Below are 25,785 nucleotides of genomic sequence, written 5' to 3'. Positions count from 1 at the left end.
GATTAATATGAGTGATCGTTTTATAAAATTTAATGATGAGCAACTCGATGCTAAACAAGTCATGATGTTACAAGACTTAGCGCGCTTACTACTAAAAAACGAACAAACACAGGTTAAAATTCAAAAATTCCCTTTTTATGATCCGATTAATAATACGCTTATCACTAGCTGGTTTTGGTCTCATCGTCCTGCTGAAATTGAAAATGCAGGATTAAAAACGGATGTCATGTTGGCTGCTTATGGCTATCAAATGATGGACGAAAAAATTGTGAATGAAGTACTTCATGAAGATGAATTTGAACATCCTAAATTTTATCAACAACTCTTTCGTTTATTAGAAGATATGCGTGTCTTTAACCATATTCGTAATGAACGACCAAGTACGGCTAAACTTATCGATTTACGTCTGCAAACGCGTTTATCTTATACTGAATCGCAAATTACTTTCTATAAAACTAAGACGGTTTATACTGATTTATTATTTTTATATTTAGAACGTGCATTTTTAAGTCAAAATTTCTTTGATATTCCAATGATGCATCCACAATATGATGATATTTTAAATCATATGTTCCAGTATTTGCCTAACTTTTTCCAAAATGAAACATCTGAAGATAATATGTACTTAGCACAACGTATTATGTTTCAAATTGATGATATATTAAATAAGGATATGTTGAATGAATACTATTATCTTCCTAGAAGAGTTTACGAAGCGATACATGAATTATCGTTTGAAGATATTAAACGTACGGATGCAAGTAATGTTGATGGTCATGACAATACGAGTGAAGATACAGACGCTGAAACAGCTGAAGCCGAAACTAAAGCCCAAGATAGCAAATCTGAGGGTGGCGCGTACTTGGAAATGGAATTGCATGAAGGTGAAAACAGTGACGTTCTAAGTGACAATGATACGGCGCGTGAAGGCGATTCTACTGATGATATGACAGATATGATGACTAAAAAAGGGCGCGGTTCTGATAATACGCTTAATAAAGATGAAGGTGGCACGATTGGTCAAAATCCATCCTTTGCGCTTAAAGGTATTAATGAAAATGTCGAAATTAAATGGAATGTGCCTGATATTGACCCAGAGTATCTTTTAGAATATCAAAATGTGAAAAATGATGTTCAATTTGAAACAAAAGATTTAATCCAAATTATTAAGAAAACAATTGACCGTGAGCATGTTGATGAACGACATAATCTTACAAAAGGGCGTTTACAACGTGACTTAATTAATTGGTTTATTGATGATCAATATAAGTTATTTTATAAAAAACAAGATTTAAGTAAAACGTTTGATGCTACATTCACTTTATTAATTGATGTTTCTGCAAGTATGTTTGATAAAATGGATGAAACGATCAAAGGCGTAGTGTTATTCCATGAAACACTCAAATCACTAAACGTTAAACATGAAATACTTGCTTTCAATGAAGATGCTTTTGATTCAGATGATAGAAAACAACCTAATATTATTGATGAGATTGTTCACTATGATTATTCAACTATGGAGAAAAGTGGACCACGTATCATGTCATTGCATCCTCAAGACGATAATCGTGATGGGGTAGCTATACGAATCGCTAGCGAACGCTTACTAAGACGTAGTCATAACCAACGATTCTTAATTGTCTTTTCAGATGGTGAACCATCAGCATTTAACTATGCTCAAGATGGTATTTTAGATACGTATGAAGCTGTTGAAATGACTCGTAAATATGGCATAGAAGTCTTCAATGTATTTTTAAGTCAAGATACGATTACAGAAGACATTGAACAAACTATTCATAATATTTATGGACAATATGCATTATTTGTAGAAGGCGTAGAGAACCTTCCAGCGCACTTATCTCCATTACTTAAAAAATTATTATTAAAATCTTTTTAAAAATAAAATAAATAACCAGAAAATATAATCAATGTTTTTAAATTTTCTGAATTTACATAGACTTGCAAATCCTTTTTATGATAGAATGTTAACTATTGCACATATATACATAAAAAGGAGCAATTCTATGAATAGAAATACCTGGATAATGGGGTTTATGCTATTTGCCATGTTCTTTGGCGCTGGTAATCTCATTTTTCCTCCTAAATTAGGGCAGGACAGTGGCCAATATTTTTGGTGGGCTATGATTCCTTTCTGCTTAACAGGCATAGGTCTGCCTTTACTAGGCGTGATTGTAGGAGCCTTTGATAATCGAGGTTATATAGGTTCATTAAGCAAGATTTCGCCTAAATTTTCTATGATCTTTTTAATTATCATTTATTTAACTATTGGACCTCTTTTCGCGATACCACGTACTGGTTCAACAGCATTTGAAATGACAGTGACGCCAATTGCACACACGAATAGTAATATTGCCTTATTCATATTTACTCTCATTTACTTTTTAATTGTCTTATATTTATGTATTAATCCTAATAAGATAGTAGATCGAATTGGTTCATTGCTTACGCCATTGTTGTTAATTACCATTCTAGCAATGATTATAAAAGGCTTTGTGGATTTTGGAGGCAATAGTCATTCAAATGGAGACGCCAATATATATACATCTACGTTAGGTAGCTTTACTAAAGGATTTACAGAAGGTTATTTAACTATGGATGCTATCGCTTCAATCGCATTTTCAATGATTGTAGTGAATGCTATTAAGTCAACTGGAGTAAGTCAGAGAAATAGTATTTTTAAACAAACAGTTATGGCCGGTCTTATTGCTGCCGTAGCATTGATATTTATTTATGTTTCGCTAGGCTATATAGGCAATCATATGTTAATTAATCATCAAACGCTTGATAACTTAGCTGCTAAAAATCAAAATATCGGCGCATACTTATTAACGAATATGGCAACTCAAGGCTTCGGTATTTTTGGAAAATACTTACTAGGAATTATTGTAGCATTAGCTTGTCTAACTACCGCATGTGGTTTAATTGTCTCAGTAAGTCAATATTTCCATAGTTTGTATCCAAAAATTTCATATAAAATATATGCCGTTGTATTTACTCTAATCAGTTTTGTGTTAGCAAACCTTGGACTAAATTCAGTTATTTCTATGTCAGTACCTGTACTAAGCATTATTTATCCAATTGCAATTACAGTGATTTTACTGATTTTAATTGCTCAATTTATTCCAACAAAACCAATTGCTCAACAGATACCTATCATCGTAGTAAGTTGTGTTTCTATACTAAGTACAATTTCTTCAAATGGTTGGATAAAAATCGCATTTATAGATAGCTTACCATTAAAACAAGTAGCCTTAGAATGGTTGCCAATTGCAATCGTTGCTACGATTATAAGCTACATCATGTCTATATTTGTTAAACAAGACTATATTAAATATCAAAACGAAAGATAATAAAAATGAGCGCATCACTTATGATAGGTGATGCGCTCATTTTTCATATTAAGCAATTAATTTTTTATTCTTTTCTCATTGTTAATAAATGTTGTTTAAGTTCATTTTCTAAGCCGCTAAGTTCACGTTCAGCTTCTTGTCGTTTTTGACGACCATTTTGTTGAATTTGAAGTGTTTGTTCAATTGTTTCAATAATATCACTTTGCGTTGTTTTAAGTGTTTCTATATCTACAATGCCACGTTCATTTTCAGTAGCAGTTTCTATAGCATTTTGTTTTAACATAGCTGCATTTTGAGTTAATAAATCATTCGTTGTATCTGTAACGGCACGTTGCGCACTCACTGCATTACGTTGTCTCATTAGCGTAAGGGCAATTGCCATTTGATTCTTCCAAAGTGGAATACTTGTAAGAATTGAACTTTGGATTTTCTCAGCCAATGCTTGGTTAACATTTTGAATCATTCGAATTTGTGGGGCAGTTTGAATAGCAATTTGTCTTGATAATTGTAGATCATAAATACGTTTATCTAGACGATCAACAAATTGTTCCATATCTGCCACGGCTTGAATGTCCATTTGATTGCCTGTTTGTTCAGCATGTTGTTGTAATTTAGGAATATCATTAGTAAGAATTTCCTGTTTTTTACGTTTAGCTGCAGCAATATATAATGAAACATCATCGAAATACGTTTTATTTTGTTCATATAAGCCGTCTAACAATTGAATGTCTTTTGATAAATTATTCTTATGTTTATCTAATTGAATTGTAATACGGTCAATTTGTGAACTTACTGACTGCATTCTTGAGAAAATTTCATTAACTGAAGCTTTCGTTCTTTTAAACAGTCGTTTAAGTTTAGATTGCTTCTCCGGATTTAAATCATCTGGATTTACAGTTTTGAGTTTAGACATTAATTGATTCAATGCATCGCCCACAGGCCCAATTTCTTTGGCTTGAACTTCATCTAACATACGATGTGAGAATTGAGACATATTTTGTTGTAGATGAGAACCAAATGCTAATAAACCATCGTTATCTAACGGTTTAATTTGTTGGCTAATAGAATCAATTTTTTTAAGTTCATTCTCATTAAATTGACGCTCAAAATCTTCAGCAATCGTATTTTGAGAAAGGTTAGGGTTGTTAGTAGTGTTTGTGTTTAATTGTTGTTGATCTATATAATCATCTAATGGATGTGAGTTAATAAATTGTTCTTCTTTCGTCATTTATATCTTCGCTCCATTCTCTAAATTAATTATCTTTATGACGATTTTGTTCAAGACGATTAAGTTCCATTTCAACATCTAATCGCTCATAATCGTCTTCATTTAAACGTTTTAAATCTGCAATCAATGTGCGTTTTACTTCGTCTAATGTAATGCGAGTTTGTTCCAATTTTTGTTTCTCTGCTGCTGATTTCTTAGGCATTTTCGATAAACGCGTATATGACTCAATTAAATTTAACGCATTATCAATATGAGAATAGAAGAAACTTTCAACTTTGAAAAACAAACCCGGTCTTTGTTTAACGGCAACATGAATTGATTTCGAAATACGATAAATATCATTGATTTGACGAAAATCTTTAAGAGATCGCACATTAACATAAGATCTTAATATATTTCTAATTTTATCTTGCGATTGATTTAACTGATTTCTAACAAAGCGATAATCTCTACGTGATAAGCCTATTTCAGTTAAATATTTTTTTGACGTTAAGCGTTGAGTAGGGAAGTAAGATACAAAAAACATCCCAATACCTATTAGAGCGTCTAGTATAAATGAAAGATCAAATCCAAATATACTTACCGCCCATGAAATAATAGCTACTGGAATTCCTACTAAAACGCCTATGAATCGAGAAATATTATATCTCAAATGGCATCTTCCTTTATATTTTAAATCGATTGAAATTCTGAATATTGTTTATCATTATTAACATCTTCAATAGTATAATTATCAACTGAAGAAGCTGGTGATGCACCATCTATAACGGCATTTATAAATTGTTCTAAATCTGCTTCTTTACCTTGAGCATAAATTTCAACATAGTCGTCCACATTTTGAACGGTTCCTACAATGTTATATTTCTGAGCTAATTTCTCAGTATAGTAACGAAAACCTACACCTTGAACTGTTCCGAAAATTTGTAAATGCTTATGTTGCATAATATCACCTCTTATTACTATTATACGAACTTTAGCATTAAAAAACTAATATTTACTATTATGTGAAATAGAGGTCGGCCAAAAGTATGAGACGTAAAACTTGAATTCATTTGTATTCGAGTTAAAATAATTTTATAGTTTTAATTTTGAGAGGGGAATTTACAATGTGGACAGTTGCCAAGATTAGAGCTGACTACGAGGGATGGTGGTTATTTAGCGACTGGACAGATAAAATAGTTGAAGAACATCATTTTGATAGTTACGAAGACATGTTGGGGAATTATGAAAAAATTATTAATGCAAGCAAACAATATTATGATAATTATGTAATTGGGAAATATAATATTCATGCATTTTATAATAATTGTGATTTAAATTTTTGTGAAGATTGCGATGAAGATTTACAAATATTTTATAGTTTTATTGTTTTAAATAATAATGAAGTTTATTATAATCTGCCAAAAATTAATTAAAAGACAATTTTCTATAATTGTATTGCAATTTAATACGAACTAACATATAATAGCTATTAAGCAATGGTTTTATTCCATATTGCAAAGAATATCTGTAAGAGTTATTTATAGCGTTTTGTTATTCATACATAATTGTCACATGTATTTTTTGTAATATGCGAATAATGCATATTGAAAGAATTTAGTCTTGGAGGTTTCAGAATTATGAAACAAGGTACAGTTAAATGGTTTAACGCTGAAAAAGGTTTTGGTTTTATCGAAGTTGAAGGTGAAAACGACGTATTCGTACACTTTTCAGCAATTAACCAAGATGGTTATAAATCATTAGAAGAAGGTCAATCAGTTGAATTTGAAGTAGTTGAAGGCGACCGCGGTCCTCAAGCTGCAAACGTTGTTAAACTATAATAAATAGATTGTAAAATATTGACTTTATTGACACCTTACCAAGATGTAGGGTGTTTTTTATTGTTCAATTTTAGTGAATATATAAAAGCCATATTCTAGCCCTCGTTTGAAAGGGTGAGAATATGGCTAAATTTTTGCAAAAATCTCTAATTATATTAGATTATTTAGTATCATTAATAATTAATTGACGTAATGATTGACGTTTAATGACTTCGCGTGCTTTACCATCTTTTAAGAAGAACACAGGTGGTTTCTGCATTTGGTTGTAATTAGAAGCCATTGAATAATGATAAGCTCCTGTAGAAAGAATCGCTAAGTAATCACCACGTTGAACAGAAGAAGGGAGTTTCGCATCACGGATAATGATGTCACCTGATTCACATAATTTACCAGCAATTGTTACTGTTTCATCAGCTTCTTCATGACGATTAACTAATAATGCTTGATATTTGGCACCATATAATGCAGTTCTAATATGATCGCTCATACCGCCATCAATTGAAACATATTTATTTACTTCAGGAATTTCTTTAATTGTGCCCACTTCATATAAAGTAATTCCAGCTTCTCCAACGATAGAACGACCTGGTTCAATACCAATTTCCGGTACGTCGTAATTTAAACGTTCAGTTTCAGCTTTAATTGCATCTGTAATTTCTGCAATACCTTCTTCAATAGGGAAACTTACGTCTCCTTCAACGTATTTGATACCGAAACCTCCGCCTAGGTTAAGTAATTCAACTTTAATATCATTTTCAGAAAGCCAGTTAAGCACAATCTTAGCAGTTTCAATCATCGCTTCAGTTCCTTCGATTTGAGAACCAATATGGAAGTGAATACCTTTTAAATGTAAACGTTTAGAGTCGCGCACTTTATTAACCGCTTCAAGCGCTAAGCCATGGCGAATTGATAAACCAAATTTGCTGTCTTCTTGACCAGTTTGAATAAACTCATGTGTATGCGCTTCAACGCCAGGGTTAACACGTAATACCACATTTACAGTATCACTCGCATATCTGTCGATTAAATCAATTTCTTCAAGTGAATCGATTACAAAGTAACCAACACCACTTTCTAAAGCGTATTGAATTTCACGTTTCGTTTTGTTATTCCCATGGAAGTGAATCTTGCTTGGATCAAATTTAGCTTCTAATGCTGTATATAATTCACCTTCAGAAACAACATCTAATTGTAAGTCTTCTTCTTGTACTAATTTGACCATTTGAATACATGTAAATGCTTTTGAAGCATATGAAATATTATATTTTAAACCGCTTTTTTGAAAAGCTGAGTGATATCTACGCATTTGATTGCGGATTTCATCTTCATCATAAACAATAGTAGGTGTACCAAAACTTTGAGCAAGTGTCTTTAAACTTGTACCTGCCATTGTTAATTCACCATATTCATTATATTTAACTGTCATTTTTATCTATACTCCTTTATGAGAGAATCATGATTCATCGCACTAAGTTGTTCAGAGTTAGCGCCTACACCTTTGAATGTATATTCATCAATGCGTATATCGTTATTATATAATATCACTTCATCTTGTGCATGGACTTCATCGTCAACTTCTACAAACATATGACTCATCATTAATGCACGAATAGGATAGCGTTTGCCATTAATTAGCGCTTCATGTTTTGCGCGTGATTTAAGAATACCGTCACCATAGCCTACATCTACAACTGCTAATCGTGTTTTATTACGCGTAGCTTCATACGCAAAGCTATAGCCGCAATAATCGCCTTCATTAACTTCTCGAACCTGTATAACATTTCCTTTAACTGTGAGAGACTGTTGAATGCTTTCTTCTTCTAATTTACTGTATGGACGAGATCCATATAAAGCAATGCCTACACGTGCATGCGTGTGATGGGGCAATAATGTTTGTCCTTCACGATAATAACTTGCGCTATTTTGAGCATGTATCATATCAAACTGGTAACCTTCATCTAATAGTGTATTAACTACATTTAACCAAGCTTTGCGTTCGAAGCCGTACTCCGGAACATCAAATTCATCAGCATAGCCGAAGTGCGTCCATAATCCTGAAATTACCATTTTACGTGGGTTAGAATTGTTATGATCGTCTTCTAATACTTCTTTAATTTCTTCTAACGTTTTGAACCCAGAACGATGCAATAAATTTTCAAACTCTAAATGAACTTTAATATCGCGTAGTTCCTCTTTATATTTATAGTAATATTCTAAAGAGGGCAGCGTCATTTGAATTTGATTATCTCTTACAGTATCAAAGTCATATACTGCGTTCATCAAGAATATTGTAGCTTCTGGCACCAATTTACGTATTCTTACAGCTTCTTTTAAAGAAGTCGTACTGAAAGTAGTGATACCTGCTCTTGAAAATTGCTTTACGGCAAATTCTAATCCGTAATGATAGGCATTATTTTTAACTACTGCCATAATTGAATTATTATTTTTTACTTTAACAGCATTTTGATAAAACGCTTCTGAATCAACCGACCATGTTGCTGTCAATTTAAGTTACTCCTCTCCATAATGTAGTAATAATTGCTCATAATAGTTGGCCACACCGATTAATACTTTTTCATCAAAATTTAAATGAGCTGTGTGTAATCCTGTGACGTAACCTTTATCTTCATTACGTGTGCCTACGAATGCGAAGTAAGCAGGGGCCAGTTGCTGACCATAGAAGCTAAAGTCTTCTCCAAATAAAAATGGTAAAGGTTTCTCTATTACTTCTAAATTTGCACCTTGAATCGCTTGTTCTACACTTGCTCTTAATTGAGGGCTATTCATTGTCGCAGGATAACCTTCTTCAAATTTCACTTCACATTCCACGTTGAACAATAATTTTACGCTTTCTGCTATTTTTTGCATTTGCGTTTTAACTACATTTAAATCATTGGCATCGTAAGTACGAATTGTACCTTCTAAGTAGCCGTTACTTGGCACTGTATTGATAGCCTCGCCAGCTTCAAAATGTCCCATATGTACTATATTACGTTTTAAACCATTCAAATGATATTGTTGAATTTGTCCTACTTGATTTAACACATGTAGTAGGGCTTCACCACATGAATGACCTTGTTCTTTGTCCGCTACGTGACTTGATAATCCTTTTAAAAAGAAGCGATACTCCGTGGCACTAGCAGTAATTTCATTATCACGAATCACCACTTGACCTTCATCAGCAAACGGATTCACATGAATACCGAATACAGCTTCAATAGGGTAATTGTTAAACGCACCCGCTTTAATTAAACGATTAGCGCCACCGCCAGTTTCTTCGGCAGGTTGGAAGATGAATACAACGTTATGAGGTAATTCACCGTTATCTGCCATTGCTTTACAACGTTTTACAAACAACATTAACGCAGTAGTATGGCCATCGTGACCACATGCATGCATGACATTATCAATTTCACTGCGATAATCAACGTCATTCTCTTCAAAGATTGGTAGGGCATCTATATCAGCTCTAAAAGCAATAGTATGATCACTATTTCCTTTTAAATAAGCGATTGCACCTGTTTCAAGTGGGCGCTCATATGAAACGCCTAATTCTTCTAAGAAGTTGACGATATATTTTGTAGTTTCAAATTCGTGTAAACTCAACTCTGGATGTTGATGTAAATGTCTTCTATGTTTTGTGACAAATTCTAATTCACTCATATTATCATTCCTTTGTTTACTTAATGATGAGACCGTTCGTTTTATTTTTGAAAATGGTTGTTAAACTTGCTAGAACTTCATTTTCCAAAAAAACAAAAAAGCATAAAGAATTATAGACAGAGGCTGGAACTTAAGCGTCCCAGCCTCTATACACTATAAATAATGTGTCATAAATTCCTAATCATTTAACTTTCTTAAAGCTGAAACAATTTCACGTTTAGAATCTTCAACTTCAGAAGTTTGTTTAATTACTTTCGCAGGAGTACCAGCAACAACTGCGCCAGCTGGAACATCTTGAGTAACAATAGCACCGGCTGCCACTATAGCACCTTCGCCAACTCGAACGCCTTCAAGAATAACAGCGTTTGCTCCGATAAGCACATTATCTTCAATTACTACTGGAGAAGCGCTTGGTGGCTCAATGACACCAGCTAATACAGCACCTGCACCGACATGAACATTCTTACCAGTTGTAGCACGACCACCTAATGTCGCATTCATATCAATCATTGTACCTTCGCCAACCACGGCACCAATATTAATTGTAGCGCCCATCATGACAACTGCGCCGTCTTCGATAATCGCTTGTTCGCGGATAAAAGCACCTGGTTCAATTCGGGCATTCGTATTTGTTAAATCTTTAAGAGGAATAGCCGAATTACGACGATCCATTTCGATTTCTAATTCAGTAATACTAGCTTGATTGGCTTCGTAGAAAGATTTCCAATCATCCGCTTCACAGAAGATAACTTTTGAATTATCTGATCCAAACACTTTAAATGATTCTGGGAAGTTAACATTATTAAATTCTCCATTAACATAAACTTTTAAAGGTGTAGATTTCTTAGCATCACTTATATATTGAATAATTTCTTGTGCAGAAAGGTGTTGTACCATGTTCGATTCTCCTTATTATTTCATTTATTTAAAGATTGCTTTCAGTTTTTACAAATTATCAAAAGTGTAATAACCATTTTGTTTATTAATTAATTGTTCAGCAGCTGTTATTGCGCCATTTGCGAAAATATCTTTCGACTGTGCTTTATGAGAAATTGTAATTGTTTCATCTGTTCCTGCAAATAAAACATCATGTTCTCCTACGATTGTGCCGCCACGTACTGCATGGATACCAATTTCATCTTTCTCACGTTTTTCAGTGCGATCATGGCGGTCATAAACAGGGGACACATTGTTACGCAATTCTTTAATAACATCATATAATTTAACAAGTGTACCACTTGGCGCATCGACTTTCTTATTATGATGAGCCTCTGTTAATTCGATATCAAAATCTTGTAATAAAGGTACTGCTGTTTCTAAAATTTTAGTTAATACATGAACGCCATAACTCATATTCGCACTAAAGAATACTGGCATACGTTCACTAAGTTCTTCTAATTTAGCTACAAGTTTCTCTTTTTCACCAGTAGTAGCAACGACTAAAGGTAATTCAAACTCCTCATCTAATAACGGTAATAATAGGTTTGGATTTGAGAAATCGATAGCGATATCCGCTTTATCTTGCGCATCAGCAATATGGTCGAAATGCGCATAAGGCGTAGAGTCGTTATGTTCAGGCTCGATAACACCTATAATTTCATGACCTTTTTCTTCTGCAAGTCGTGCAACACGTTGGTTCATCGCACCATAACCGATTAATAAAATTTTCATTAGTGTTCACCCGCTTTAAACTGTTCGTATGCATCAACTAATACTTTGGCGTCTTCAACCTCTAAAGGTAAAAGAGGTAATCGTAATTCATACTCTCCGAAACCTAAATAACTTGTTAATGCTTTAATTGGAATTGGATTTACATCAACAGAAAGGGCATCTAATAATTTACCAATTGGTTCGAAATCTTTAGTAATATCTTGTCCACTTTGTTTAGCATCATATAATGCTTGGAATTCTTTTGGAATTACATTTGCTATAACTGAAATGACGCCATTTCCGCCACGTTCGTAAAACTCTACAACGTTATCGTCATTACCACTATATAAAGCAAATTCATCTTGATTAATACGTTTTTTTACTTCTTCATAATATTCAAAGTCATTTGTAGCATCTTTAATAGCGACGATGTACTCGTTATGACTTAATGTTTCAACTGTTTCAGGATTAATAGTCATATTTGTTCGTGAAGGAACGTTGTACAATACAACAGGTAATTTAACTTCATTTGCAATCGTTTCAAAATGTTTAATTAAACCGCGTTGATTCGTTTTATTGTAATAAGGCGTAATTAACATAATTGCATCAGCGCCTAATTGTTTAGCACGTTGTGAAGCTTGGATAGATTTAGCAGTATTGTTAGTACCAGTACCTGCAATGATTGTTACACGATGATCCACTTGTTTTACTACCGCTTCAAGCACTTGTTCTTTTTCTTCTTCAGTTAAAGTAGGGCTCTCAGCTGTCGTACCATTAACTATAATTGCTTGTACACCATTTTCTAATAAGAAATCAACATGTTTTTCTAATGCATTGTAATCCACTTCATTATTTGTGAATGGGGTATCAAGCGCTACACCAACGCCTTCAAAAATATGTGCCATTATTATCTAGCTCCTTTTAAATTGATAACTTGCTCTAATACTTGAACTGCATTTAATGCTGCACCTTTAAGTAAATTATCAGATGTACACCATACGTGGAATGTATTATCTAATGAATCATCTCGACGAATACGTCCTACAAATACGTCGTCTTTACCAGTTGAGTTAATTGCTAATGGATATTCATTATTTTCTGGATTATCAACTAATACTACGCGACTATCTTGATCAAATAAGTCTTTAATTTCTTGAACTGTCGCTTCTTTATCAAGTGTCACATCAATTTCAACACTATGGCTGTCTTGAACAGGTACACGCGCACATGTTGCAGTTACACGTAACTCAGGTTGATTTAAGATTTTGCGTGTTTCATCAATCATTTTTTGTTCTTCTTTTGTATATCCGTCTTCTAAAAAGACATCAATATGAGGAAGCACGTTATTATAAATTGGGTGAGGGTAAGCTTCAGGGGCTTTACCATTTGCACCCTCAGTTAAATCACGTTTACCCTTAATACCAGAGCCTGAAACCGCTTGATAAGTTGTATAAGCTACACGTTTTAATCCAAATTTATCTTGTAACACTTTTAATGGTACTACTGATTGAATTGTTGAACAGTTAGGGTTAGCAATGATACCACGTTTAAAGTGAGGCTCATTTACTTCTGGTACAATTAAATCAATGTCTTCAGTCATACGCCATTGACTAGAATTATCGATGACAATAGCGCCAGCTTGTTCAAAAATAGGGGCAAATCGTTCACTTGTTCCGCCACCAGCACTCATCAATACGTAGTCAAATTTCTCACTTGCTGCTTCTTCTGTAAGTTCTTGAACAATATATGTTTTACCTTGAAACTCAACTTCTTTACCAGCTGATCTTGCTGATGAAAATAATACTAAATCGTCAAATTTAATATTTTTACGATCAAGTGTTTCTAACATTTTTGTTCCTACTAATCCTGTTGCTCCGACTACTGCGATTCTTGTCATAAAAAGTCACTCCATTATTTTATTATTTTGAATTTTAAAAAAATTAATTATAAATAGGATATTTCAATTTAGATATCAAAAGCATCGTATAAAATTTCAACTGCTTTTTCACCATTCTCTTTATCAATTACATATGAAATACTAATTTCAGACGTTGTTGTTTGATAAAAAGGAATATTAGAATTGATAAGGGTAATAAATGCTTTAGATGCTACACCAGACATGTCTCTCATTCCAGAACCAATCAAAGAGATTTTGACGTATTCTTCATTAATTTTATAGTCTAATGCTTCAAATGCTGTAGATAACTGCTCTAAAATATTGGAAATTTGATGAGCATCACTATCTTTAATTGAGAAAGATAATTGTAATCCTTCTGTATTAACAATTTGAGAAATCATATCTACATTTACTGAGCCATCTTCTAAAGCAGTAAATAATTGAGTTAATAATCTATTATCCGGTAGGGGATAACTAATTGTTACGTGCATCATATGTTTATCTAATGCGACACCTGTTACAGCTTTTTTCTCTAAAATTTCTGTTCTTGGCATAATCCATGTTCCTTTCACATTTGATAATGTTCTGCCCAAATAAAGGGGAATGTCGTAATTCTTAGCTAATTCAACACTTCTTGTTTCAAGGACACCAGCGCCTAAAGCACTCATTTCCATCATTTCTTCATAGGATACATAATCTAAGCGCTTTGCCTTACTAAGTATTCTTGGATCAGTAGCGTACACGCCATCAACGTCAGTATATATTTCACAAGGTATTTGATTACTTGCAGCTAAAGCAACTGCAGTTGTATCTGAACCGCCTCGACCTAACGTTGTTAACTCCAATTCGTCATTGACTCCTTGGAAGCCTGCTACAACCAAGACATCTTTATCTTCAAATGCTTTATCAAACGTTTCAGGATTAATTTCAGCAATTCTACTTTTAAGATGATGGCCAATTGTCTTAATACCAGCTTGATAACCAGTCATTGATCTAGCATTCACACCGATATCATTCAATACCATTGATAGGTAAGAAACTGTTTGTTGTTCACCAGTAGTTAATAGTAGGGCTAATTCTTCATCTTTAGGTGTTGTAGTAAGATTTGATACATTTTCCATTAATTGATCTGTAGTTTTACCCATAGCACTTACTACTACAATTAATTGTTCGCCGTCATCCACACGACGTTTAAGCATTTCTGCGATATTTTTTATCTTTGTAAAATCGGCAACGGATGAACCGCCGAACTTCAAAACACTTCGTTTCAAACTTTTACCTCCTACATTTTGGGAGGCCCACGCTATAAAAAAGAGCAAGTTCGGAATGCGCGCGAACTTGCTCGTAATTTATATACAAGTGATGCACTCCATTATTAAATAATAATGACAAACTCTCAGCTCTTAACCACAAAGTCCAACGCTCTATATCTGCGACTATAAAACGTTTCGGCATCGCACCCTTTCAATATTAGCTGTTGCAGACAGTGTATCTAATATGTACTAATGATTGATGCGCCTCATCAATTTCTTATTCAATTGCTATGTTTTTTATTATACATAAGGCAATTATGTCTGTAAACCGATAATTGTGATTTTTTGCAATTGACTGAAAAATCTAACAGTTATTTTACTCCTTAATAGCAATGATACTTCTATTTAGTAAAAAGTAGGGTGTGGTGAGAGAGGTTTTAGGCGAACAACTTCATCCAATATTGTTATTTTTCCAAAAAAATAACTCACTTCCCAAGCAAGATAGGAAGTGAGTTGAAAAATTATTTTTGTAATACGCCAATTTCTTGAAGATATTCTTCGTAAGGAATTTCTTTTGATAAACCACCTTGTTGATTTAAATCAATAACACGGTTAGCAATGGTATTAATGAATTCAAAGTCATAAGATGTGAAGATAATTGAACCTTTAAATGATTTTAAGCCATCATTGACGGCAGTAATACTTTCTAAATCAAGGTGGTTCGTTGGTTCATCTAATAGTAAAACGTTTGCACTTGAAAGCATCATTTTACTTAACATACAACGTACTTTTTCTCCACCTGATAAGACACTCGCTTTTTTCTTAACTTCTTCGCCACTGAATAGCATACGACCTAAGAAACCACGTAAGAATGTTTCTGTTTGTTCATCTTCAGGTGCATATTGACGTAACCATTCTACTAAGTTCATGTCTACACCTTCAAAGAAGTCAGAGTTATCTTTAGGGAAGTAGCTTAATGATGTAGTGACACCCCATTTAAATGAACCTTCATCAGGTTCCATTTCACCAGCTAAGATTTTTAACAATGTTGTTTTAGCGATTTCGCTATCTCCAATAAGGATTGCTTTATCGTTAGGATTCATTGTAAATGAAATATTATCTAATACTTTTTCGCCATCAATTGTTTTAGAGATACCATCAACAACTAATAAGTCATTACCAATTTCACGTTCTGGTGTGAATTTAACATATGGATAACGTCTTGAAGAAGGTTGGATATCATCTAATTCAATTTTTTCTAATTGTTTCTTACGGCTTGTTGCTTGTTTAGATTTTGAAGCATTCGCAGAGAAACGAGCGATGAAATCTTGTAACTCTTTAATTTTTTCTTCTTTTTTCTTATTTTGTTCTTGTGCCATTTTTTGTGCTAATTGACTTGATTGATACCAGAAATCATAGTTACCAACATATAACTTGATTTTACCGAAGTCTAAGTCAGCAATATGTGTACATACATTGTTAAGGAAATGACGGTCGTGGGATACAACAATTACTGTGTTATCGAAGTTAATTAAGAAATCTTCTAACCAGTTAATTGCTGGAATATCTAAACCGTTAGTAGGCTCATCTAGTAAAAGTACATCAGGTTCACCAAATAAGCTTTGCGCTAATAATACTTTTACTTTTTGATTGTTTTCTAATTCAGACATTTGTTTGTCATGTAAATCAGCTGAAATACCTAAACCTGATAATAGGGAAGCAGCATCCGCTTCAGCATTCCAACCATTCATTTCAGCGAATTCACCTTCTAATTCTGCTGCACGAATACCATCTTCATCACTGAAATCTGGCTTCATATAAATTTCATCTTTTTCTTTCATCACTTCGTATAGACGTTCATGACCTTTAATTACAACGTCTAATACACGTTCATCTTCATAAGCAAAGTGATCTTGTTTTAACACAGCTAAACGTTCATCTTTGCCTAATGAGACATGACCAGTTTGTGAATCAATTTCCCCAGATAAAATTTTTAAAAATGTTGATTTACCAGCACCGTTAGCGCCGATAAGTCCATAACAGTTTCCTTCAGTAAATTTAATATTTACATCTTCAAATAGTTTACGATCACCAAAACGTAAACTTACATCAGTTACTTGTAGCATGCATTTACTCCTTTATTAATCGTTTATCTAACGCAAAAATTATATCACATAATGTTTTTACTTTCGAGTTCATGTAAGTTCAATTGTAAGAATGCTTGTTTAAAGGAGGCATGTTATAATACATAAGAATACAAACCTTTGAAGGAGAATATTATGGCATTAGATAAAGATATAGTTGGATCAATAGAATTTTTAGAAGTTGTTGGCTTAGAAGGTTCAACATACCTTTTAAAAGGACCTAATGGAGAACAAGTTAAATTAAACCAATCAGAAATCGATGAAGAAGATGCTTTTGAAATAGGCGAAGAGTATAGTTTCTTTATTTATCCAAACCGTTCAGGTGAGCTATTTGCTACTCAAAACATGCCAGACATCACTAAAGATAAGTACGATTTCGCAAAAGTACTTAAAACAGATCGTGATGGCGCACGAGTAGATGTAGGATTACCTAGAGAAGTACTCATTCCTTGGGAGGATTTACCTAAGGTTAAAACATTATGGCCTCAAGCTGGCGACTATGTATTAGTCACTTTACGTATCGATAGAGATAACCAAATGTTTGCGCGTTTGGCTAGTGAGACTATTGTTGAAAAGATGTTTACACCAGTGTTTGACGATGATAAATTAAATCAAGTTTTAGTAGCAAGACCTTATCGTTTATTACGTGTTGGTAGCTTTTTATTATCCAATGATGGTTATAAAATATTTGTCCATGAATCAGAACGAAAAGAAGAACCACGTTTAGGTGAAGAAGTAGAGGTACGTATTATTGGCCATAATGATAAAGGTGAATTAAATGGTTCATTTTTACCGTTGGCTCACGAACGCTTAGATGAAGATGGTCAATTAATCTTTGATTTATTAGTTGAATATGATGGTGAATTACCATTTTGGGATAAATCAAGTCCAGAAGCTATCAAAGAAGTGTTTAATATGAGTAAAGGTGCTTTTAAACGTGCCATTGGACATTTATACAAACAAAAAATCATCAATATTGAAACTGGAAAAATTACGTTAACTAAAAAAGGTTGGAGTCGTGTAGAAGACTAAACCACAATTTCTAAAGTTAACCCGTTTTTCTTCTATTATATATACTGAATCGGCTCAATTTAAATGACTCATATTTTCAAAACTAAAAATCTTACTTATATAAACCTATTACTCGGTATCTAATGATATCAAGAGTAATAGGTTTACTTTTTTATATAGATATAATCTATCGTCACTATCAATCTTTTTATTAAATTAACAAAACCTTTACATTTAATATATTTTATATTAACAAAAGGTATGTAATATAAGCATTGTAAGAAATACATATAACATTTGGGTTATCTATATTAGGAGGATGTTTCAATGAAAAAATGGCAATTAGTCGGTACTACTGTATTAAGTGCTTCAGTATTATTAGGTGCATGTGGCGGTGGCAACAGCAATGGTAGTGGTTCTGGAGATGAAGGTAAAGACCTTAAAGGGGAAGCAAAAGGTGAAGGTTCATCTACTGTAGCTCCTATCGTTGAAAAATTAAACGAAAAATGGGCTAAAGATCATCCAAACGCTACAATCTCATCTGGTCAAGCAGGTACTGGTGCTGGATTTGAAAAATTCATCGCTGGAGAAACTGATTTCTCTCAAGCTTCTAGACCAATTAAAGATGAAGAAAAACAAAAATTAGAAGACAAAGGTATTAAATATAAAGAATTCAAAATCGCTCAAGACGGTGTAACAGTCGCTGTTAACAAAGATAATGACTTCGTTAAAGAATTATCTAAAGATCAATTGAAAAAAATCTACAGTGGCGAAGCTAAAACTTGGAAGGATGTAGATTCAAGCTATCCTGACAAAGAAATTAAAGCTTTCTCACCTAACTCAAGTCATGGTACTTATGACTTCTTCGAAGAGGAAGTAATGGATAAAGGCGACATTAAAGCTGAGAAAAACGGAGACACTAACGTAATCGTTCAATCAGTTGAGAAGAATAAAGAAGGTATTGGTTACTTCGGTTATAGCTTCTACGAACAAAACAAAGATAAATTAAAAGCAGTTAAAATTAAAGACGATAAAGGTAAAGCAACTGAACCTAAGAAAGATTCAATTAAAGACGGTTCATACGCTTTAAGTAGACCATTATTCTTATACGTTAAAGAAAAATCATTAAAAGATAATGATGTAATGAGAGAATTCATTAAATTCACTTTAGAAGACAAAGGTAAAGCTGCTGAAGATGCTGGATATGTAGCTTCTCCAGATAAAGTTTACAAAGATGAACTTAAAGAATTAGATAAATACGGTAAAAAAGATTCAGATAAAAAATAATCATTATTAATATCAAAGGGCTGGGAAATTATTCAAGGGGTATGACAAGGTGGTTTAACCGCCACCTTGATTTCGAATAAATGGGTGATTTTAAAATGTTTTAAATTAATTTGAACTCATTTTTACCTGATAATTTCCTCGCTCTTTTTTTAAATTTATTGGGAGAAAAAAGAGAGGGTTATATATGGCTTCAGAGACTAATGTTAGAGATATGATAGCTAAAAATAACGCTAAAAAAGGTGGATTCAGCGATAAAGTTGTACCCGTCATTTTAGGGATTATAGCAGCTATTTCTATTTTAACTACCATTGGAATTCTATTCACTTTGATTACAGAAACTATTACATTTTTCACTCGTGTGTCGATTACTGAATTCTTATTCACTAAAGATTGGAATCCTACAGGTTCAAATCCTAAATATGGTATTTGGGCTTTAGTTATCGGGACATTAAAGATTACTATTATTGCAACTATTGTAGCAGTACCAATTGGTTTAGGGGCTGCCATTTACTTAAGCGAATACGCTAGTGACAAAGCACGTCGCATCATTAAACCAATTCTTGAAATTTTAGCTGGTATTCCAACAATCGTATTTGGTTTCTTTGCATTAACTTTTGTAACACCAGTATTAAGAACAATTATTCCTGCATTAGATAGTTTCAACTCTATCAGTCCAGGGATTGTAGTAGGTATCATGATTGTTCCTATCATCACAAGTATGAGTGAAGACGCTATGGCATCTGTACCTAATAAAATTCGTGAAGGTGCTTATGGTTTAGGATCAACTAAATTTGAAGTAGCGACTAAAGTTGTACTTCCAGCTGCTGCATCTGGTGTTGTTGCCTCAATCGTATTAGGTATTTCAAGATCAATCGGGGAAACAATGATCGTATCATTAGCAGCAGGTAGTTCACCAACAGCATCATTATCATTAACTAGCTCAATTCAAACAATGACTGGTTATATTGTTGAAATTGCGACTGGAGACGCGACTTTCGGTTCAGACGTATACTACAGTATTTATGCTGTAGGTTTCACATTATTCGTTTTCACTTTAATTATGAACCTTATCTCATATTGGGTTGCTAAACGCTTCAGAGAGGAGTATTAATATGACAACTACTACGAATCCTAATACTACAAATCCTAAAGCAAAAGGCTTAATAGACCAAAGTAAAGTTGAAAAAAATATTTCGAGTCGAGCGACTACAAATAAGATTAATAAATGGTTGTTCTTTGCATGTATTGTTATTGCATTATTAGTACTTGTTGCATTACTTGTACAAACGCTTGTTAAAGGTGTAGGTCACTTAACACCTGAATTCTTTACTAACTTCTCATCTTCAACACCTTCACAGGCAGGTATTAAAGGTGCATTAGCCGGAACAATTTGGTTAATGATTAGTATTATTCCAATTTCTATTATTTTAGGTGTAGGAACTGCAATTTACTTAGAAGAATACGCTAAAGATAACTTTTTCACTAGTTTCATTAAAATTAGTATTTCTAACTTAGCAGGGGTTCCTTCAATCGTATTCGGTTTATTAGGTTTAACATTATTCGTTCGTGGTGGCGGTATTCAAGCATTAGCATTGGGTAATAGTATTATCGCTGCAGCATTAACAATGTCATTACTTATTTTACCGATTATTATCGTATCAAGTCAGGAAGCAATTAGAGCCGTACCTAACTCTGTTCGTGAAGCATCGTATGGTTTAGGTGCGAATAAATGGCAAACTATTAGACGTGTAGTATTACCAGCATCATTACCTGGTATCTTAACTGGTTTCATCTTATCTTTATCTCGTGCATTAGGTGAAACAGCACCATTAATCTTAATCGGTGTTCCAACAATTTTATTAGCGACACCAACAAGCATTATGTCAATGTTCACAGCATTACCAACACAAATTTATACATGGGCTAAAATGCCACAAGCTGAATTCCAAAACGTTGCTTCAGCTGCAATTATCGTATTACTTGTAATCTTATTATTAATGAATGCTGTTGCTATTTTCTTACGTAACAAATTCTCAAGAAAATATTAATTTAAATTCATTTAACGTAATTTTGGGGGAGAGAAAATGTGTATTACCACTTTTCTCTCAAATATAGAAGGAGTTTTAATTATGGCAAATACAAATGTAGAAGAAAAAAATCAAGAAGTAGCAAAACATACTGATCATTCTCAAACACCAGTATCTACTGTTGTTTCTTCAAACGAAAAACAAAACAACCAATCTAAAGAATCTGATACTAATAAAAAAGTAGTATATTCTACACAAAATTTAGACTTATGGTATGGAGATACTCATGCTTTACAAAATATCAATTTAGATATTTTAGAAAATAATGTAACAGCTATTATCGGACCATCAGGTTGTGGTAAATCAACTTACATTAAAACATTAAACCGCATGGTTGAATTAGTACCATCAGTAAAAACTGCAGGTAAAATTTTATACCGTGATCAAAACATCTTTGATGAAAATTATTCAAAAGAAAAATTAAGAACAAATGTAGGAATGGTATTCCAACAACCAAACCCATTCCCTAAATCAATTTATGATAATATTACTTATGGTCCTAAAACACATGGTATTAAAGATAAAAAAATCCTTGATGAAATTGTTGAAAAATCACTACGTGGCGCTGCAATCTGGGATGAGTTAAAAGATAGATTACATACAAATGCTTACGGTTTATCTGGTGGGCAACAACAACGTGTATGTATTGCAAGATGTTTAGCAATTGAACCTGATGTTATCCTAATGGACGAACCAACATCAGCACTTGACCCAATCTCAACTTTAAGAGTTGAAGAATTAGTTCAAGAATTAAAAGAAAATTATTCAATTATTATGGTTACACACAACATGCAACAAGCTGCGCGTGTATCTGACAAAACTGCATTCTTCCTTAATGGTTATGTAAATGAATACGACGACACTGATAAAATCTTCTCTAATCCTTCTGATAAACAAACAGAAGACTACATTTCAGGACGTTTCGGTTAATATTCAACATGACGATTATTAGACAAAAATACGAAGGTCAACTAGACGATTTAATCAAAGATATCCGTCGGCTTGGTCTTCGTGTTTATTTTAATATTGAAAATGCATTAGTGTCGTTAAGTGAAGATGATAAAAATTTTGCAAGACAAGTCATTGAAAAAGATAAAGAAATTAATGAGTTCGATTGTGAAATCAATGAAAAAGTAATTATGCTAATTACTAAACAGCAACCAATTGCAACTGATTTAAGAATGATGATGTCAGCTTTAAAAATTTCAACAGATTTCGAAAGAATGGGGGATAATGCTGCTAATATCGCTCATATTCGTTTAAGAGTGAAGATTACAGACCATTATGTTTTAACACGTTTAAAAACAATGGGTAAATTAGCAATGCTTATGCTTCAAGATTTAAATAATGCTGCTAAACATGAAGATATTACATTGATTAAAGAAGTAATTGAACGAGATCAAGATATCGATGATTTGTATATTAATATCGTGAATACTACGTATCTTATCGATAATGATCCATTTGTAGCTGGACAAGCACATTTAGCCGCAAGAAATTTAGAACGCGTAGGAGACCATGTAAGTAATATCGCTGAAAGTGTATATTATTATTTTACTGGCGAACATTATGAAAAGTCTTCTCGTCAATAAGAGAAATCCGAGAAACGAAATTCGAGTTTTTCAATAAATACATTTATTCTAAAATAACCCAAATTTAGATAAATAAATATAATTAACCCCGTTATTCGCGATTATTTGAATAACGGGGATTTTTGTTTTTTAGAAAAATGGCGTGTATTAGTAACTAATATCGATTAAGCTTCTTGTTCAATTTGGTCTGTAAGCGATTCGACTTCATTTACTAATTCAGATATATATTTAATTGTAGATTTCAATGGCGCATCTGTTGTAATATCAACACCAGCAATTTTAGCAAGTTCTACTGGTGATTTACTGCCTCCAGCTTTAAGTGTGTCTAACCAAGCATCTACAGCTGGTTGGCCTTCTTGTCTAATTTTCTGAGACATTACTGTTCCGATTGTTAATCCAGCAGAATAAGTATATGAATATAATCCCATATAATAGTGAGGTTGACGCATCCAAGTTAATTCTGTACCTTCAGTGAGTTCAACTGCATCTCCGAAAAATTGCTCATAAACCGTACGCATAATATTATTCAATACTGTAGCAGTAAGAGATTCGCCATTATCAACTTTACGATAAACTTCTCGTTGATATGCCGCTTCAAGCAAATGCGTAACCATATTATGATAATAAGTACGAGATAAAATAGAACCAATTACCCAACGTTTAAATTTAGGATTATCACTATTACTGAATAAGTAATTCGCCATAAGCATTTCATTCATAGTAGAAGGTGCCTCAACAAAATACATTGAAGCTTCAGAGTCTAATAAGTTTTGATGTTGTTGTGCTAATGTAAAGTGTCCTGCATGGCCTAATTCATGCGCTAATACAAATGTTTCGGCCATTTTTCCAGTCCAAGAAATAAACACATAAGAATGTGTGAAATATGGACTTGCACAGTAAGCACCAGTATCTTTGCCTTTATTTTGAGCAAAATCAATCCAACGATCTTGGTAGGCGTTATCAATCATTTTAATATAATCTTCACCTAAGACATTAAGCGCACCATGAATATACTTCTTAGATTCTTCAATAGAAATTTGAGGTTCATAACTTGGGTCTACTGAGATTTTCAAATCCTCAAAACGCATTTTATCTAAACCATGAATTCTTTGAAGTAACTTCGCATATTTTTGCATTACTGGTGCTAAGTCACTCATTATGACATCAATTTGACGGTCATACATTTCTCGTGTTACTTCTTGGTCATGTAATAGGTAATCAATAACTGAGTCATAACCTCTTAAATCTGCTTCAATTTTTTCCTGTTGAACATGCTGATTATAAGTAGCTGCCGTAGTATGTTGATATTTTCGTAGGGCATTACTGAAATTTTGGAAACTTTTACGTCTGAATTCAGGATCTGGGTTATCCTCATATTCATTTTCAAAAGTTGCATAATCTAAAGGGTAATTCACGTTATTATGTTCAAATGATTCAAAAGCTATATCTAACATTTTAGTTGTGCCGTAAAGTTCATATGCACTTTGGAAAGTAGGGGATAAACTTGCTAACACTTCTTCTACTTCTGGAGATAATTGATAAGGCTTATTACTCATTATTTTTTGTAAATAGTGAGGGACGTTTGAATTAGCCATAGCGCTTTCAATCTCACTATCAGACAACGCTGAAATTTCTGATTCTACAAAGGATAATTGGCTAGTAATTTTGCCATAAGAAGTTGAAAGTTTAGCACTTAATGTTTGAGCTTCTTCATTTGAAGTTTCCACGCTTAATCTTAATTCTGCATAATTACCTAAACGATCTAATTGAATCAGAATCGTTTCATATTTATCTAATACCTCATGAATATTAGAAGGGGATATTTTATTTTTAAATTCTTTATTTAATTCTTTAGCATCATTAATCGTTTTTTCTAAAACTTCATAAAACTGTTGGTCATCTTTAAATAAATCTTTTAAATCCCATTTTTCTTCTTGAGGCACATCTTTTCTAAATGGTAAGCCTGTTGACATCTAATCACTCCTTGAATCTAGTTTTACAATCATTATACACAAGTTTATTTTCAATCTCATTATTAAGCCTTTAGGCCGAGTAAATCACTGTTATAACATTGTATAATTAACTAGAATAATACTATATACATTTATAATTATTTACAATGTAAGGAGTTTTACATGACTATTTTTGATATGCCTAATTATTTATGGATTACTATAGTTGCTATGATCCTTTTAACTGTATTTTGTTCTTTAGTTTTGAAAAAGTGGATCATATCAGCAGTGATTACTTTTATAGTGTTGGGAATTTTAGCATTCTTTATACCCAATTTCTATGATATTTCATTCCAACCATTACTTGGATATGCTGCTTTCTTAGCAATCATTAGTTTAATTATCAGTTTCTTATTATGGTATTTTACTAGAAATTGGAGACGTGAGCGTAAACAAAGAAAGTTAGAAAAAGAAATCCAGAAGTATGAAAATGAAGAAAGAAAATATCGTCGTCGATTTTAATAACTTTTCTATGGAAAATAGAAGCGAATAGAGAACAAAACCGTTGAACTATTATGATGTTTCAACGGTTTTGTTATATTAATTACTTTTTAAATGTTGCTTCAATATCATCTAATTGTTTAATGGTAGTTTTAATACCACCTTCACTGAAAAACCAAGCGTTGGCTTCAAATTGATATACTTGTTTATTTTTTACTGCTTTCATATTTTTAATAATATCTGTATGTAATAATTTCGGAAGTTGCTTATCTGTACCATTATTACTACGGTCAATAACATATAACTTATCAGGATTCACTTTATTTAAA

Annotated in this window: 24 protein-coding genes, 1 pseudogene and 1 riboswitch; of the genes and pseudogenes, 11 read left to right on the top strand and 14 right to left on the bottom strand. The window is 33.0% G+C overall.

Features of this window, described 5'->3' with window-relative positions; all coding sequences use genetic code 11:
• Positions 1–7 precede the first annotated feature (7 nt).
• On the top strand, positions 8–1,897 hold the full coding sequence (locus CD127_RS06315) for a vWA domain-containing protein (RefSeq protein ID WP_103366153.1): 1,890 nt from the start codon (positions 8–10) through the stop codon (positions 1,895–1,897).
• A 127-nt stretch (positions 1,898–2,024) separates the two neighbouring features.
• Positions 2,025–3,371 (top strand): branched-chain amino acid-like transporter carrier protein BrnQ3, encoded by a 1,347-nt coding sequence (brnQ3, locus tag CD127_RS06310; RefSeq protein WP_103366152.1) that lies wholly within the window; start codon positions 2,025–2,027, stop codon positions 3,369–3,371.
• A 64-nt stretch (positions 3,372–3,435) separates the two neighbouring features.
• Here brnQ3 and CD127_RS06305 read toward each other — a convergent pair whose 3' ends face one another.
• Genes CD127_RS06305 through CD127_RS06295 form a run of 3 tightly spaced genes read right to left on the bottom strand, consistent with a single transcriptional unit; the run spans position 3,436 to position 5,541 of the window.
• The gene (locus CD127_RS06305) at positions 3,436–4,599 is read right to left on the bottom strand and encodes a toxic anion resistance protein (protein WP_103366151.1); all 1,164 of its coding nucleotides are present in this window, start codon (positions 4,597–4,599) and stop codon (positions 3,436–3,438) included.
• A 25-nt stretch (positions 4,600–4,624) separates the two neighbouring features.
• Positions 4,625–5,251, bottom strand: a complete 627-nt coding sequence (locus CD127_RS06300) for a 5-bromo-4-chloroindolyl phosphate hydrolysis family protein (RefSeq protein WP_103298391.1) — start codon at positions 5,249–5,251, stop codon at positions 4,625–4,627.
• 20 nt (positions 5,252–5,271) lie between these two features.
• Positions 5,272–5,541, bottom strand: a complete 270-nt coding sequence (locus CD127_RS06295; protein ID WP_103366150.1) for an acylphosphatase — start codon at positions 5,539–5,541, stop codon at positions 5,272–5,274.
• A gap of 164 nt (positions 5,542–5,705) precedes the next feature.
• On the opposite strand from CD127_RS06295, the gene msaA reads away from it, so the two are divergent.
• Both msaA and cspA read left to right on the top strand, forming a co-directional pair.
• Positions 5,706–6,014, top strand: a complete 309-nt coding sequence (gene msaA / locus CD127_RS06290; RefSeq protein WP_103366149.1) for a regulatory protein MsaA — start codon at positions 5,706–5,708, stop codon at positions 6,012–6,014.
• A gap of 204 nt (positions 6,015–6,218) precedes the next feature.
• Positions 6,219–6,419 carry a cold shock protein CspA gene (gene cspA / locus CD127_RS06285; RefSeq protein WP_002433901.1) on the top strand — a complete coding sequence of 67 codons (201 nt, stop codon included), beginning with the start codon at positions 6,219–6,221 and terminating at the stop codon, positions 6,417–6,419.
• 160 nt (positions 6,420–6,579) lie between these two features.
• On the opposite strand, the gene lysA is transcribed toward cspA, so the two are convergent.
• From lysA to CD127_RS06240, 9 genes are all read right to left on the bottom strand, one after another.
• Positions 6,580–7,845: a diaminopimelate decarboxylase gene (gene lysA, locus CD127_RS06280; protein ID WP_103366148.1), complete on the bottom strand. Its 1,266-nt coding sequence runs from the start codon at positions 7,843–7,845 to the stop codon at positions 6,580–6,582.
• A 2-nt stretch (positions 7,846–7,847) separates the two neighbouring features.
• Positions 7,848–8,924 (bottom strand): alanine racemase, encoded by a 1,077-nt coding sequence (locus tag CD127_RS06275; protein ID WP_103366147.1) that lies wholly within the window; start codon positions 8,922–8,924, stop codon positions 7,848–7,850.
• Positions 8,925–8,930: 6 nt separating this feature from the next.
• Positions 8,931–10,082: an amidohydrolase gene (locus CD127_RS06270; protein WP_103366146.1), complete on the bottom strand. Its 1,152-nt coding sequence runs from the start codon at positions 10,080–10,082 to the stop codon at positions 8,931–8,933.
• A 177-nt stretch (positions 10,083–10,259) separates the two neighbouring features.
• Positions 10,260–10,979 (bottom strand): 2,3,4,5-tetrahydropyridine-2,6-dicarboxylate N-acetyltransferase, encoded by a 720-nt coding sequence (gene dapD / locus CD127_RS06265; RefSeq protein WP_103366145.1) that lies wholly within the window; start codon positions 10,977–10,979, stop codon positions 10,260–10,262.
• A gap of 48 nt (positions 10,980–11,027) precedes the next feature.
• A complete protein-coding gene (gene dapB, locus CD127_RS06260) occupies positions 11,028–11,753 on the bottom strand; it encodes a 4-hydroxy-tetrahydrodipicolinate reductase (RefSeq protein ID WP_103366144.1) in 726 nt (241 codons plus the stop codon).
• Positions 11,753–12,637 carry a 4-hydroxy-tetrahydrodipicolinate synthase gene (dapA, locus tag CD127_RS06255; protein WP_103366143.1) on the bottom strand — a complete coding sequence of 295 codons (885 nt, stop codon included), beginning with the start codon at positions 12,635–12,637 and terminating at the stop codon, positions 11,753–11,755. Before dapA ends, dapB begins: the two co-directional genes overlap by 1 nt.
• 2 nt (positions 12,638–12,639) lie before the next feature.
• The gene (locus CD127_RS06250; RefSeq protein ID WP_103298055.1) at positions 12,640–13,629 is read right to left on the bottom strand and encodes an aspartate-semialdehyde dehydrogenase; all 990 of its coding nucleotides are present in this window, start codon (positions 13,627–13,629) and stop codon (positions 12,640–12,642) included.
• Between the two features lie 68 nt (positions 13,630–13,697).
• The gene (locus CD127_RS06245; RefSeq protein WP_103366142.1) at positions 13,698–14,900 is read right to left on the bottom strand and encodes an aspartate kinase; all 1,203 of its coding nucleotides are present in this window, start codon (positions 14,898–14,900) and stop codon (positions 13,698–13,700) included.
• Positions 14,901–14,983: 83 nt separating this feature from the next.
• Positions 14,984–15,160, bottom strand: a riboswitch (Lysine riboswitch).
• A gap of 243 nt (positions 15,161–15,403) precedes the next feature.
• Complete coding sequence (locus CD127_RS06240) at positions 15,404–17,008, bottom strand: ABC-F family ATP-binding cassette domain-containing protein (protein WP_103366141.1); 1,605 nt, start codon at positions 17,006–17,008, stop codon at positions 15,404–15,406.
• 153 nt (positions 17,009–17,161) lie between these two features.
• Between CD127_RS06240 and cvfB the strand changes: the two genes are divergently transcribed.
• The 6 genes from cvfB (at position 17,162) to phoU (ending at position 23,003) form a co-directional block, all read left to right on the top strand.
• A complete protein-coding gene (gene cvfB, locus CD127_RS06235) occupies positions 17,162–18,058 on the top strand; it encodes an RNA-binding virulence regulatory protein CvfB (RefSeq protein WP_103366140.1) in 897 nt (298 codons plus the stop codon).
• Between the two features lie 306 nt (positions 18,059–18,364).
• Positions 18,365–19,324 (top strand): PstS family phosphate ABC transporter substrate-binding protein, encoded by a 960-nt coding sequence (locus CD127_RS06230; RefSeq protein WP_103298059.1) that lies wholly within the window; start codon positions 18,365–18,367, stop codon positions 19,322–19,324.
• A gap of 184 nt (positions 19,325–19,508) precedes the next feature.
• Positions 19,509–20,435 carry a phosphate ABC transporter permease subunit PstC gene (pstC, locus tag CD127_RS06225; protein WP_103366139.1) on the top strand — a complete coding sequence of 309 codons (927 nt, stop codon included), beginning with the start codon at positions 19,509–19,511 and terminating at the stop codon, positions 20,433–20,435.
• A 1-nt stretch (position 20,436) separates the two neighbouring features.
• Positions 20,437–21,372 (top strand): phosphate ABC transporter permease PstA, encoded by a 936-nt coding sequence (pstA, locus tag CD127_RS06220; protein ID WP_103298061.1) that lies wholly within the window; start codon positions 20,437–20,439, stop codon positions 21,370–21,372.
• An 81-nt stretch (positions 21,373–21,453) separates the two neighbouring features.
• Entirely contained in the window at positions 21,454–22,341 is an 888-nt protein-coding gene (pstB, locus tag CD127_RS06215) for a phosphate ABC transporter ATP-binding protein PstB (protein WP_103366138.1), read from the top strand.
• An 8-nt stretch (positions 22,342–22,349) separates the two neighbouring features.
• Positions 22,350–23,003 (top strand): phosphate signaling complex protein PhoU, encoded by a 654-nt coding sequence (gene phoU, locus CD127_RS06210; protein WP_103298063.1) that lies wholly within the window; start codon positions 22,350–22,352, stop codon positions 23,001–23,003.
• Positions 23,004–23,167: 164 nt separating this feature from the next.
• On the opposite strand, the gene pepF is transcribed toward phoU, so the two are convergent.
• Positions 23,168–24,976: an oligoendopeptidase F gene (pepF, locus tag CD127_RS06205; protein ID WP_103366137.1), complete on the bottom strand. Its 1,809-nt coding sequence runs from the start codon at positions 24,974–24,976 to the stop codon at positions 23,168–23,170.
• Positions 24,977–25,138: 162 nt separating this feature from the next.
• On the opposite strand from pepF, the gene CD127_RS06200 reads away from it, so the two are divergent.
• On the top strand, positions 25,139–25,477 hold the full coding sequence (locus tag CD127_RS06200; RefSeq protein WP_103366136.1) for a hypothetical protein: 339 nt from the start codon (positions 25,139–25,141) through the stop codon (positions 25,475–25,477).
• An 82-nt stretch (positions 25,478–25,559) separates the two neighbouring features.
• On the opposite strand, the pseudogene CD127_RS06195 reads toward CD127_RS06200, so the two are convergent.
• Positions 25,560–25,785: pseudogene (locus CD127_RS06195) on the bottom strand (transferrin-binding protein); the annotation flags it as partial.

Origin of the sequence: Staphylococcus petrasii, from assembly GCF_002902565.1 — a bacterium.
GTDB lineage: Bacteria > Bacillota > Bacilli > Staphylococcales > Staphylococcaceae > Staphylococcus > Staphylococcus petrasii.
This window is presented reverse-complemented; position numbering and strand designations above follow the sequence as displayed.